Source organism: Microbacterium sp. YJN-G (assembly GCF_015040615.1).
Lineage (GTDB): Bacteria > Actinomycetota > Actinomycetes > Actinomycetales > Microbacteriaceae > Microbacterium.
On the sequence record NZ_CP060402.1, the window covers coordinates 3,106,512 to 3,119,625 of the forward strand.

Annotated in this window: 10 protein-coding genes; 3 read left to right on the forward strand and 7 right to left on the reverse strand. The window is 70.0% G+C overall.

Annotation, left to right across the window (positions count from 1 at the left end):
• From H7694_RS14925 to H7694_RS14940, 4 genes are all read right to left on the reverse strand, one after another.
• Positions 1–645, reverse strand: coding sequence for a hypothetical protein (locus tag H7694_RS14925; protein WP_193597231.1), 645 nt, complete (start codon positions 643–645; stop codon positions 1–3).
• Positions 646–1,070: 425 nt separating this feature from the next.
• Entirely contained in the window at positions 1,071–1,739 is a 669-nt protein-coding gene (locus H7694_RS14930; protein ID WP_193597232.1) for a hypothetical protein, read from the reverse strand.
• Between the two features lie 201 nt (positions 1,740–1,940).
• Positions 1,941–3,326, reverse strand: a complete 1,386-nt coding sequence (locus H7694_RS14935; protein ID WP_227468164.1) for a glycine--tRNA ligase — start codon at positions 3,324–3,326, stop codon at positions 1,941–1,943.
• Between the two features lie 136 nt (positions 3,327–3,462).
• Complete coding sequence (locus H7694_RS14940; RefSeq protein ID WP_193597234.1) at positions 3,463–4,152, reverse strand: GNAT family N-acetyltransferase; 690 nt, start codon at positions 4,150–4,152, stop codon at positions 3,463–3,465.
• A gap of 82 nt (positions 4,153–4,234) precedes the next feature.
• On the opposite strand from H7694_RS14940, the gene H7694_RS14945 reads away from it, so the two are divergent.
• Positions 4,235–4,624, forward strand: coding sequence for a hypothetical protein (locus tag H7694_RS14945; protein ID WP_193597235.1), 390 nt, complete (start codon positions 4,235–4,237; stop codon positions 4,622–4,624).
• A 9-nt stretch (positions 4,625–4,633) separates the two neighbouring features.
• A complete protein-coding gene (locus tag H7694_RS14950; RefSeq protein WP_193597236.1) occupies positions 4,634–6,073 on the forward strand; it encodes an MFS transporter in 1,440 nt (479 codons plus the stop codon).
• A gap of 123 nt (positions 6,074–6,196) precedes the next feature.
• Here H7694_RS14950 and H7694_RS14955 read toward each other — a convergent pair whose 3' ends face one another.
• From H7694_RS14955 to H7694_RS14965, 3 genes are all read right to left on the reverse strand, one after another.
• Positions 6,197–7,147, reverse strand: coding sequence for a serine hydrolase (locus H7694_RS14955; RefSeq protein WP_319805254.1), 951 nt, complete (start codon positions 7,145–7,147; stop codon positions 6,197–6,199).
• Positions 7,148–7,275: 128 nt separating this feature from the next.
• Positions 7,276–9,240 carry a M13 family metallopeptidase gene (locus H7694_RS14960; RefSeq protein WP_193597237.1) on the reverse strand — a complete coding sequence of 655 codons (1,965 nt, stop codon included), beginning with the start codon at positions 9,238–9,240 and terminating at the stop codon, positions 7,276–7,278.
• A gap of 71 nt (positions 9,241–9,311) precedes the next feature.
• Positions 9,312–11,093 carry a lipase family protein gene (locus H7694_RS14965; protein WP_227468165.1) on the reverse strand — a complete coding sequence of 594 codons (1,782 nt, stop codon included), beginning with the start codon at positions 11,091–11,093 and terminating at the stop codon, positions 9,312–9,314.
• A 155-nt stretch (positions 11,094–11,248) separates the two neighbouring features.
• On the opposite strand from H7694_RS14965, the gene H7694_RS14970 reads away from it, so the two are divergent.
• Entirely contained in the window at positions 11,249–12,916 is a 1,668-nt protein-coding gene (locus tag H7694_RS14970) for an ATPase, T2SS/T4P/T4SS family (protein ID WP_193597239.1), read from the forward strand.
• Positions 12,917–13,114: the final 198 nt, after the last annotated feature.

Consider the following 13,114-nt stretch of genomic DNA (forward strand, 5'->3'; position numbering starts at 1 on the left):
TCACGCGCGCCCGACGACCTCCGGCACCCGCTGCGGCGTGAGGACGGAGAGCACGATCGCCGCGGCGCCCAGAAGCAGCAGCACGACGGGAATCGCCAGTTCGGCGAGCGACCGCGCGGCCAGTGCGGCATCCAGCGGAAGCGGCGTGCTGATGAACAGCAGCACACGGCCGGCGACGATCACGGCCAGCGCCGCCAGCGGCATCCAGCGCCAGGGCGACGCGACCACACCCGCGCGCAGGATCTGCACGGAGGCGATGAGCGCCAGCGCCAGTCCGATCACGTCGATCGTGATCGAGACGATCAGGTGCGTCATCGCGAACCGCTCGGCGGCGTCCGGGCCGGTGCCGACAGGGAGTGCCGTCATGAGCAGCCTCACCGCGGGCCCCGCGATGACCCACAGCCCGAGTGCGACCAGTGCGGCGGTTCCCAGCGGACGTCGTGCTGTCACGCTGCCGCCGCACCCCAGACCGACGGCGAACACGACGAAGGCCGCCGCCTGCACGGTGAGTGCGACCCATCCCGAGAGCGGCTGCGGGCCGAGCGGTATGCCGAACCACAGCACCGCTGCCACGACCAGAAGAATCCCGCCGACCAGCCAGGTCGTACGGCGAACGCGCGTCCCCTCAACGTCCACGTCGATCATGACCCCACCATAGCGGGGCGGCCGGACGCGCTCTCTTGCGATTGGCAAAGGAATGGCGCTTCTTTTGCCCTGATTCCGCGATAAGAGTTCCGAACCATGCGTGAGGGTGGGATGAGACCACTCATCCACGCGCAAAGGAGCCCTCATGGACCGCGACGACAGCAACGCCCTCTTCGACAGCGACGCGCTGCTGCACATTGGCCGCCCCTACTGGTTCGACCGGCACCCCTCGCAGGCCGAGGGCGAGGACTTCTGAGCGAGCCTGCCTCGCCCTTCTCTCATCTCCCGCCCCTCCCGCCTCTCCCGCCGAAACCCCTCCTGGTCGCCGAAACCCCTCGTGAATCACGTGAATCACGAGGGGTATCGACATTCATGAAGGGTTTCGGCGGATGGGCTCCGTGGTTGCGGAGAGTCGACACACGCTGTCAGCCGGCGGATGCCGTGCGGCGATAGGCGAGGAGTCCGACGAGGATCATCCCGCCGCCCAGCACGACGATGCCGGCGGCCTGGACCGTCGTGATGACCTGATACAGCACGGTTTCGGGCATCCTCCACGACAGCACGGCGACCACCGCGATGCCGGCCTTCACTGCTTCACCGACGATGCTGGCGATGAGGGCCGGGAGGGCGAGCCATCCCCAGGGCGCCGGAATGACCCCGGCCCTCGCTATGGCCAGGCCTGCGATGACTGAACCCACCAGCGCCCCGATCGCTATAACGGCGATCAGCCCCCACAGGATCATCAGGCACGCGAATGGATGCAGCAGTCCGCTCGCGAACGCCAGAAGCATCACCGGCACAGAGAGAACGTAGAAGACCGGGCTCAGGAGCGCGGCGGTGACACCCACGAGGATCAGAGCGACTCGTGGCCGCGTCTGCATCCCCGTCACCGAGCTGCCGTGCCCCAGCCCGATCGCCGGAACCACGGTGCCTGCGAGCACCAACAGAGCGACGACGATGACCAGTGCCTGGGCGTGGGGAACGAGCAACATGAGCGGTCCGCACAAGGCAAGCGCACCGCCGCCGACGAACAGCGTCGTCCTCCGGGCAGTGACCGTTCCAGCATCCGTCGTGTTCTGCGTTGTCAGCATCATGGCCGCGACGCTACGCCGCCGCAGCCACGCGCGTCATGAGTTATCCACAGCCCCGCCGACGTCCCCGCGCCCCGAGCCCTCTCCCCTCACGCCGCAACCCCTCCTGGTTGTCGAAACCCCTCCGGAATCACGTCATTCCGGAGGGGTCTCGGCATTCACGAGGGGTTTCGGCGGGGCGGTGTGGGGGGCGGGGCAGGCGGGTCAGGCTCCGCGCAGGCGCTCGGCGAGGTAGGTCTGCAGGCCGTCGATCGGGATGCGCTCCTGACCCATCGTGTCGCGGTCGCGTACGGTGACCGCGTTGTCGTCGAGGGAGTCGAAGTCGACGGTGACGCAGAACGGGGTGCCGACCTCGTCCTGGCGGCGGTAGCGGCGTCCGATGGCACCGGCGTCGTCGAAGTCGACGGTCCAGCTGCCGCGCAGCGTGTCGGCCACCTCGCGCGCCAGCGGCGAGAGGCGCTCGTTGCGCGACAGGGGCAGCACGGCGACCTTGACGGGAGCCAGGCGCGGGTCGAGCTTGAGCACCGTGCGGGTGTCGGTGCCGCCCTTGGCGTTGGGCACCTCTTCCTCCTCGTACGCGTCGACGAGGAAGGCCATCATCGAGCGTGTCAGACCGAAGGACGGCTCGATCACGTACGGGGTGTAGCGCTCACCCGACGCCTGGTCGAAGTACGTCAGGCTCTGGCCCGACGCCTCGGTGTGGCTGGACAGGTCGAAGTCGGTGCGGTTGGCGACGCCCATGAGCTCGCCCCACTCCTTGCCCGGGAAGCCGAAGCGGTACTCGAAGTCGATGGTGCCGGCGGAGTAGTGCGCACGCTCGTCCTCGGGAACGTCGAACTGGCGCATGTTCTCGGGGTCGATACCCAGGTCGACGAACCAATCCCAGCACGCCTGCACCCAGTGCTCGAACCACTCCTGCGCCTCGGCCGGCGGCACGAAGTACTCGATCTCCATCTGCTCGAACTCGCGGGTGCGGAAGATGAAGTTTCCGGGGGTGATCTCGTTGCGGAATGCCTTGCCGACCTGGCCGATGCCGAACGGCGGCTTCTTGCGCGAGGCGGTGAGCACGTTCGCGAAGTTCACGAAGATGCCCTGCGCGGTCTCGGGGCGCATGTAGTGCAGACCAGACTCGTCATCCACGACGCCGAGGTAGGTCTTCACCAGGCCGGAGAACGACTTCGGCTCGGTCCACTTGCCGCGGGTGCCGCAGTCGGGGCAGACGATGTCGGCCATGCCGTTCTCGGGCTTGCGACCCTTCTTCGCCTCGTACGCCTCGATGAGGTGGTCCTCGCGGTGACGCTTGTGGCACTGCAGGCACTCCACCAGCGGGTCGCTGAAGGTGGCGACGTGGCCGGATGCCTCCCAGACGCGCTTGGGCAGGATGATCGATGAGTCCAGGCCCACCATGTCGCCGCGACCGCGCACGAAGGTCTGCCACCACTGCCGCCGGATGTTCTCCTTCAGCTCGGTGCCGAGGGGGCCGTAGTCCCAGGCCGACCGGGAACCGCCGTAGATCTCACCCGCTTGGAAGACGAACCCGCGATGGCGGGCGAGGGCGATGACCTTGTCAAGACGGGACTGTTCGGCCACGGTGGCTCCAATGGTCGGATGCGGGAGAACGCCCGTGATCACGGGCATCCCAATCCTATCGCCGACCCTGCCCGCGCAATCCGTCGCTCACGCCCGCAACGGGGCGGTGAGACCTACTCGCAGGACAGCCGGTGACTCACTCGCAGAACAGGTAGCCGCGGCCGGTCTCGAAGCCGGCGACGCGCAGACCGCGGCCGAGCAGCTGCTCGATCTCGCCGCGCAGGCGCAGTCGCCACTCGTGCGCAGCATCCGGGTCGGTGACCCGCATGGCCTCGATGTCGTGCGGGATCTCGAGGGTCGCGACCACCGCATCGGATGCCGGGGGCTTGGCGATGTCGGCGAGCGTCCACTGCACGTCGAAACGGTCGCTCTCATCACCCGCGTCGCCGCCGCCGAAGATGCCGTACTGGTTCACGACGTATCCGGTCACGCGCGCGCCGAGCACGGTGAGGAAGAAGTGCGCGTTGCGGGCGACCAGCGGGTCGAAGGTCCACGTGATGTGCCCGACCTCGCGGGAGAACGCCCACTGCCGCTGGTGCTCCTTGAGCTCGCGCCCCCAGCCGCGGCCGCGGTACTCGGGGATCAGCGCGGTGATGTGCGAGTGCATGGTGCGCCTGCCGGGTGCGCCGAAGAACGCCACCGAAGCCCCGACCATGCGCTCGTCGCCGTCGTCCCCGTCGAACAGGCCGACGACGTAGTTGCCCGACTGCTGCAGCGCGCGCAGCGTGCCCGCGTCGATCACGCGTTCGGGGCCGCGGATCGAATCCAGCAGGCCCTGCGCGTCGATGATGAGTTCCACGGTGTCGAGATCACGGATGGTTCGCACAATCACAGTCTGCCCCTCGCGGCCCGAGGAACGAAACGCGAAGGGCTCCCGGCATCCTCGACGCCTGGATACGATGTGACCGATGAGCGGCATCCTGCGCGTCGACGGCCTGACGTTCGACAAGACGATCGCCCTGTACCGCGGGGATGGCAGCGGTGCGGCGCTCGTGAGCGCATCCGGCCCGTTCCCCGCGTTCGCGCGGGTCGACGTACCCGGCGCGGGTATCCCGTCCGGCTACCTGCACCTCGAGGTGCACAGCAGCGACATCGTCGTGTACGCCATCGACGGGTCCGCGGATGCCGTGCTGCGGAAGCAGCCGTATGTGGATGACCGCTTCAGATCCGTCGGGTCGTATCTGGACGCCCCCGATCTCGACACCGCGCTCGAAGAAGATGCACGCCTCGCGGCGAAGAGCCGGGCACCGGTCCGGCAGGGAGAACGGATGCCGCCGGCGGCGGTGCGGCGCCGATAGCCTGGGCGGATGGGCGGGCGAGACGACAGGGCGAGACGGCGGCTCTCTCGCACCACCCCGCCGGGCGCCATCGTCGCCGCACTCGCGTACGTCGGCCTGTGCTCGGCGTTCATGTTCACGCTGGTCGTGCCGCTGCAGGCGGAGCTGCCCGTGCTGCTCGACGCCACCCGCGAGGACACCTCATGGGTGGTCACCATCACCTTGCTGGTGGCGGCGATCGCGACCCCGATCTCGGGCCGGCTCGGCGACATGTACGGCAAGCGCCGCGTGGTCGTCGCTCTGCTGGCACTGCTCGTGATCGGTTCGGTGATCGCGGCGCTGTCGCCCTCGATCGCCGGCGTCATCATCGGTCGTGCCCTGCAGGGTGCGACGACGGGCGTGGTGCCGCTGGGCATCGCGATCCTGCGCGACGTGCTGGCACCGGCGCGGCTCGGCACGGCCGTCGCGCTCATCAGCGCGACGATGGGTGTCGGCGGCGCCGTCGGGATGCCGGTCGCAGCGCTCGTCGCCGAGTACGCCGACTGGCACTCGCTGTTCTGGCTCTCTGCCGGCCTCGGCGTGATCGGCGTGGCCGTCGTGCTGCTGATCGTGCCCGACGACGTGCTGCGCTCGCCCGGTCGCCTGGATGTCATCGGAGCCCTCGGCCTCGCGGTCGGACTCACCGGTCTGCTGTTGTACGTCTCGCGCGGGGCGGAATGGGGCTGGGCTGCCCCGGTCTCACTGGCGTGCGTGATCGGCGGCATCCTGGTGCTGCTGCTGTGGGGCTGGTACCAGCTGAGGGCCACGAACCCGCTGCTCGACCTGCGGGTCGCCGCCCGCCCCGCGGTGCTGTTCACGAACATCGCCGCGATCGGCATGGGGTTCGCGCTGTTCTCCTCGAACGTGACCTTCCCCCAGCTGCTCGAGCTTCCGGTCGAGACCGGATCGGGGCTGGGCCTGGACATGTTCTCGGCCGCTCTGGTCGTGGCGACCTCGGGCGTGATGATGATGGTGATCTCACCGCTTTCGGGCTGGCTGGAGCGCGTCGTGGGCGCACGCCTGCTCTTCACGGTGGGCACCGCGGCGATCGTGCTGGCGTACGTGTTCGTGCTGCTGTGGTCCACCGAGGTGTGGCATCTGCTGGTCTGCAACATCCTGATCGGCATCGGCATCGGGTTCACCTTCGCGGCGATGCCGATGATCATCATGCGCTCGGTGCCGGCCGACGAGACCGGTGCGTCGAACGGCCTCAACGCACTGTTCCGCTCGGTGGGCACCTCGGCCGCATCGGCGGTCATGGGCGGCGTCCTCGCGGCGATGAGCATCCAGGTCGACGGGCGCGCCATCCCGACGCGTGAGGCGTTCGAGGTGTGCTTCTGGCTGGCGATCGTCGCGGGGGTGATCGGCTTCGTGTTGACGCTGCTCATCCCGAAGCGGCCGATCGAGCAGCATCCCGCGCTGCCGGGCTGACTCACTTCTGAACGAGCAGACACTGCTCCCGCGACGCGGCCGGGCACACCGGGCGCACCGGGCGCACCGGCCACACCAGGCACACGGCGCACACGGCGCACACGGGGCACACCGGAACAGGCGTCAGTGCGTGTACTCCATGAGGTCCGTCCCGAGTACACGGAACGCGTCGTGCGCGCGCAGCCGGTGGCTGATCGACAGGTCGTCGAAGCAGACCGTCAATGCGTAGGCGACACCGGCCCTGGGGCCTGCGAGCACGCCGGCCTCGGCGCGCACGCCGCGGTCGCGACCGGTCTTGTTGATGAAGAGCAGGCCGTGCGCGTCGTGCTCGTGCGCGAACGGGTCCAAGCCGGTCGCCGAGGCGACCAGGCTCAGGTCGTGGTTCAGGCTCAGCCACTCCGACACCTGGGCGCTCACGCCCGCGTCGACGACGGTCGAGTTCACCAGTCCCGCGAACAGTCGCGCGAACTCGCGGGTCGTGCCGACGGCCACGTGCGGGGCGTCGTCGGGGCCGCGCTTGTCGCGGAAGTGATCGAGCACCGCGCTGCGCGGCATCCCGAGGCTGACCATCCTCGTGCGCACCTGCTCGTGCCCGACCGCGTCGAGGAGGGCGTTGGCCGCGTTCGGATCGCCCGCCGCGGCGGCGAGCACCGCGAGGTCGATCATCGGCAGCGCGGGCGCACGCAGGTTGCGCCACAGGCCCGATCCGGCGACGATGTCGTCGGTCGACCGGTCGATGATCCGCAGCGGGTCGAGGGTGCCGGCCTCCATCGCGGCGGCCGTCTCGACGAGCACCGGCACGAAGCCCAGCCCCGCGATCGGCAGCGGCACGTGGTCGTCGCCCTCGAGCACAGTGCGCCCGGTGTCGAGGTCGGAGACGTGCACCGACACCTGCGCCCCGGCTTCTGCGAGCTCCTGCAGCGCCCGCATCGTCGGGCTGAACGAGCGGCGGCCGACGGCCGCGCGGCGCGGGGTGCGTCGGCTGCCGCGCTGGGATCGGCGCATCGCTGTGGCGACCCCCTCGACGGGCGCGCCGTCGGAGGGGTCGGGGACCGGAGCGGAGTGCGAGCTCACGCGTGATTCCTCACAGTGATGGAAGATGAGGCGGTCTCCGGATGCGCACGCGGGGGCCCGCGCATACCGACCGTCTCGGCTATGGTAGCCCCGCCCACCCGGTCACGGACAGGCGGGGCCCGAAGCGCTCACCAGATCGTGACGCGCTGCTCCTCGGGAAGGTGCAGGGCATCGCCCTCGGTCACGTCGAACGCCTCGTAGAAGGCGTCGATGTTGCTCAGGATCTGGTTGCAGCGGAACTCGTTCGGCGAGTGCGGGTCGATCGTCAGCAGACGGATCGTCTCGGCCTCGCGGCTCTTCTGCTGCCAGACCTGCGCCCAGCTCAGCAGCAGACGCTGCACCCCCGTGTAACCGTCGATGATGGGCGCCTCGGCGCCGTCAAGCGACAGCTCGTACGCCTTCAGCGCGATACCCAGGCCACCCAGGTCGCCGATGTTCTCGCCGATCGTGAGGGCGCCGTTGACGTGGTGCTCGTCGGGGAGACCGACCGGCACCAGGGCGTCGTACTGCGCGATGAGCGCCTTGGTGCGCTCCTCGAACGCCGCGCGATCCTCGTCGGTCCACCAGTCCTGCAGTCGTCCATCGCCGTCGTAGCGGCTGCCCTGGTCGTCGAAGCCGTGCCCGATCTCGTGGCCGATGACCGCGCCGATGCCGCCGTAGTTGGCGGCCGCGTCGCGCTCGGGGTCGAAGAAGGGATGCTGCAGGATGGCCGCCGGGAACACGATCTCGTTCATGAGCGGGTTGTAGTAGGCGTTCACCGTCTGCGGCGACATGAACCACTCGTCGCGGTCGATGGGCTTGCCGACCTTCGAGATCTGGCGGTCGTGCTCGAAGACGCTCGCGCGGCGCGCGTTGCCGATGAGGTCGGATGCCGAGATCTCGACGTCGTCGTAGTCGCGCCACTTCTCGGGGTGACCGATCTTGGGGCGGAAGGTGTCGAGCTTGTCGAGCGCCTTCCGGCGGGTCTCCGGACCCATCCACTCGAGCTTCTCGATGCTCTGCCGGTACGCCTCGATCAGGTTGCCGACCAGCTCGTCCATGGCGGCCTTCGCGGCCGGCGGGAAGTGCCGCTCGACGTAGATGCGGCCGACGGCATCGCCCAGCGACCCTTCGACGAGCGAGACGCCGCGCTTCCAGCGCTCGCGGATCGACGGGGTGCCGGTGAGCTCGGTGCCGTAGAACGAGAAGTTCTCGTCGATGAGGTCGTCGGTGAGGTAGGCGGCCAGGCCGTGCACGACCTTGGCGCGCAGCCAGGCCTTCCAGTCGTCGAGCCGTTCCGCCGTGAGCAGGGCGCCGAGTCCCTCGATGAAGCTGGGCTGGTAGACGACGACCTCGTCGAAGGCCATCGCGTTCGCCGCGGCCACGGCATCCCGCCACGGGCCGAGATCCACGCCGGCGAGCTGCTGGAACTCGGCCCAGGTCTTCAGGTTGTAGGTCTTCACCGCGTCGCGCGAGGCGACGTTGTCCCAGTGGTGCGCGGCGATCTCGTGCTCGAGCGCGAAGGCGCGGTCGGCGGTGCCCGCGGCATCCGCCACCCCGGCGAGGCCGAGCAGCCGTTCGAGGTGCGCGCGGTACGCGGCGCGGGTCTCGGCGAAGCTCTCGAGGCGGTAGTAGCTCTCGTCGGGCAGCGATAGCCCTGCCTGCACGGCGAAGGGCACGTAGCGCTCGGGGTTGCCCGGGTCGGGCTCGACGTACACGCCGATGAGCGCGGCGACGCCCTCGCGGTCGAAGGCGCCGACGGTGGAGAGGAACGACGGGATGCCGTCGATCGCATCGACCCGCGCGAGCTGCTCCTTCAGCGGGGCGACGTCGAGCGCGGCGATGCGCTCGGTGTCCATGAAGCTCGTGAACAGGTCGCCGACCTTGCGGGCGAGGGTGTTCTCGTCGGCATCCTGCGACTCCTCGATGATCGCGCGGACGTCCTTCTCGGCCTGCTCGGCCAGAAGGTGGAACGAGCCCCAGCGCGCCTTGTCGGCGGGGATCTCGGCGGCCTCGAGCCACGTGCCGTTCACGTGGCGGTAGAGGTCGTCCTGCGGACGGAAGTCGGAACTGAAATCGGAGACGGCGAGGCCGGAGGGCAGAACGTCTGTCATGCGCTCCAGCCTATTCGGCACCGCCGACGGCGCGCCCGCCTGGCCTGGATGCCGCCCGAACGCAAGCCCGCTCAGCAGGTGCCGTGCGCCTCGATCCCGGCGAACCGGTCCTTGGTCCACGCGATCGCCTCCGCCATTGCGGGCGAGCGGGGTTCGACCAGCGTGAGGTGCCCGAGTCCGCCGTAGGCGCGGTAGTCGACGCTCGCACCCGCCCGGCAGAGCTTCGCGACGTAGTCCGCCTGCATGCCGTGGCTGACGATGTCATCGGCACCGCCCTGCCCGATCAGCACCGGCACATCGGATGCCGCGGCGGGAACGTTCTGTGCCAGACGCGCGCCGAGCGGCCCGGTCGAGGGGTCGCTGCCGGTGATGTCGGGGTCGTCCTTCAGCGCCACCAGTGCGAGCACCGAGACGAGGGTGGCGGGCTCGGCCAGACACCGCTCGGCCATCTCGCGCACGGTCACCTGCGCTCCCGGCCGCACGTACTCGCCGAACGACACTTCGGGGAACAGGGCGCTGTAGGCGCTGATCACGAAGGCCGCGAACACGCTGCCGCCGCGGGTCCTGTCGAGGTTCTCGACGAGCGCGGGCAGGTCACCGGCCGGGGCGAGGGCGACGGCGCCGTCCAGCGGCACGTCGGGCGCGTAGTCCGAGGCGATCGCGGCCGACCACAGGCTGGCCCCGCCGCCCTGGGAGTGCCCCCAGGCGACGGTCTGCCCTCCGAGGCGGGCTCCGTCGAGCTGACGCGCCGCGCGCACGGCATCCAGCTCGGCGCGGCCGCTGACCTCTCCCACCATGTACGGGTGCGGCCCCTCGGTGCCCAGGCCCACGTAGTCGGTGGCCACCAGCGCCCAGCCGTTCGCGATGATCTGGTCGAGCACGAACAGCGCACCGGATTCGAACGGCTCGGACGCCAGCGACGGCGCGCAGGCGCGGTCGAAGCCGGTCGTGCCGTGATGCCAGGCGATGACCGGATGCTCCGCCCCGCTCACCGGGGCCACGACGATCCCGCTCGCCACTGCCGGGCTGTCGTCGCCGTGCGTGGTCGTGTAGAGGATGCGCCAGGCGATCGCTCCTCCCGGAACGGCGCGGGTGAACGGCTCGGCACGGATCAGCCGGCCGGGCTCGTCGGGCACGGTGCGCGGCGCGGCGTAGAAGTCGTCGACCACCGGGGTCCCCTCGCGCAGGGTGACGCTGACGACCACGGCGCCGCCGGCGAGGAGCACCGCGACGACGGCGCCGATGGTGCGGAACCAGCGGCGGGCGAGCGAGTCGGCCCGCGGCCGGGGCGGATGGCCCGCCCACAGCATCCGGAGCAGCGCCGCGGCACCGGCGATCGTGAGCGCCGCGCCGAACACGACGGCGACGACGAGCAGGGTGATGTCGGGCCAGACGATCGCGAGGATGCCGAACACGACGCCGGCGATTCCGGCGAGCGTCTCGGCGACGCGCCGGTCGAGCGGACGCTCGCGACCGAGCACCACGACGCTCACGCCGATCGCGCCGCGGACGATGAGGGTGACGCCCACGACGACGGCCAGCGCGCGGACGGTCAGGCCCGGCAGCACCAGCACAGCGACGCCGGTCGCGGCGAGCGCCGCGGCCAGCAGCATCCGGATGCGATCGCCGCGGGTGACCGGGAAGAGCAGCTCGAGAAGCCCCGCGAGAACGAGTCCGGCGCCGATCAGCAGCGCCAGCACGTCGAGGGCGGTGGTGGGGCGGATGACGAGCAGGATGCCGATCACGACGGCCACGCCGGCGAGCGCGGCGACGATCGGCCGGGGCAGTCGCCGCGCGAACCGGATCACCGCCGGGGTCGCCGAATCGTCGGGTTCCGTGGACTCGGGTGTCACGTTCGCCAGCCTACCCAGCGGGTGCCGGTCGCCCCGTGCACGCCGGAGTGCCATGCACCCCTCGACGCGGGGCCGATTTGGTTCTACGATGTGCCCCAGACGCTTCTCGGATGGGGATCCGCGGGGGGATGGAAGCGCGAGGGGATGGGGTTGCTGTGCGCGGTCTGGGGCAGTATCTGGTGTTGTCCGGCGCGGCTCGCGCCGAGGATATCCAACCGGCGATCGAGGAGTTCGGAGACGGCGAGGATCTTCCGCGCCGTCTCGTGCAGGAACGCCGGGTCACCGAGATGCAGGTGGCCGAGGCGGTGTCGCTGGCCACCGGGCATCGGTTCATCGATCTGTCGGAGTTCGAGTTCGAGCCCGAGGTGATCGCCCTCGTGCCCGAGGCGCTCTGCCGCCGCTACCGGCTGATGCCGCTGCGACTGGTGCAGGACCGCCTGACGGTGGGCATGCTCGATCCCACCGACATCATCGCGCTCGACGACGTCGCCAGCGTGAGCGATCTGCGGATCCTGCCGGTCGTGGTCGCGCAGGATGCGCTGAACCGTGCGTTCGAGCGCTTCCTGCGCTCGGACGACGAGCTGACCGACCTGTCGGAGCAGATCGGCGAGGCGTCGTCGTCATCGCAGCTGACCTTCACCGAGGATCTCGACGAGCAGGATGGCGACGCCCCGATCGTGAGGTTCGTGAACCTGCTCATCACGCAGGCGATCAACGATCGGGCCAGCGACATCCACATCGAGCCCGGCGAGCACCGCCTGACCGTGCGGTTCCGCATCGACGGGGTGCTGCATGAGATGCAGCGCGCCGACCGCAGCATCCAGGACGGGGTCATCTCGCGGCTGAAGATCATGTCGTCCATCGACATCGCCGAGAAGCGCGTGCCGCAGGACGGGCGCATCTCGGTGATCCACGACGGGCGCGGCGTGGATTTGCGCGTGGCGACGCTGCCGACGGTGTGGGGCGAGAAGATCGTCATGCGCATCCTCGACAACGGCGGCCAGAGCGCGACGATGGACGACCTGCTGTTCTCCACGGCGAACGAGAAGGCGTTCCGCGAGGCGATCACCCGCCCGCACGGCATGGTGCTGGTCACCGGGCCGACCGGCTCGGGCAAGTCGACGACGCTGTACACGGCGCTGCGCGAGGTGGCCAACCCCCGGGTGAACGTGATCACGGTCGAGGACCCGGTGGAGTACCGCATCCCCGACATCAATCAGATCCAGGTCAACCCGCGGGCCGGGCTCACCTTCGCGGCCGCGCTGCGATCGATCCTGCGGGCCGACCCCGACGTGGTGCTGGTCGGCGAGATCCGCGACCGCGAGACCGCGCTGATCTCGGTCGAGGCGGCGCTGACCGGTCACCTGGTCATGTCGACGCTGCACACCAACGACGCGCCGAGCGCTCTGACGCGGCTGGTCGAGATCGGCACGGAGCCGTTCCTGGTGGCGACCGCGCTGAGCGCCGTGGTCGCCCAGCGGCTGGCCCGCCGCCTGTGCACCCGCTGCCAGGAGCCGGTCGAGACCGACGCCGAGATGCTGGTGGCGATCGGGATGCCGCAGAAGCTGGCCGAGGGCGCGCGGGTGCACCGTGCGGTGGGCTGCTCGGCCTGCTCGAACACCGGCTACCGCGGCCGGGTGGCGCTGCACGAGGTCATGAACGTGACCGAGGAGATCGAGCTCGCGCTGGTGTCACGCGCGACCGGTGGCCGGATCCGCGAGCTCGCCCTGTCGCAGGGCATGGTGCCGCTGCGCGACGACGGCTGGTCGAAGGTCGCCTACGGCATCACCACGATGGAGGAGATCCTCCGCGTCACGGTGTGAGACGCCCCCGGCGGCCGGTGTGCTCCCCGGTCGCCGGGCCGGCTGAAGGGTCTCCAGCGTCAGCAAGGTCGTCCGTCTTGAACAGGGGCCACGCTCCCCCGAGGCTCCGAGGCTCCGGACGGCGCGCAGCGACGACCGGAGTGGGGCGTGGAGATGCTTCGACAGGCTCAGCAACCCATTCCTGGCTGGGTCCCTGAG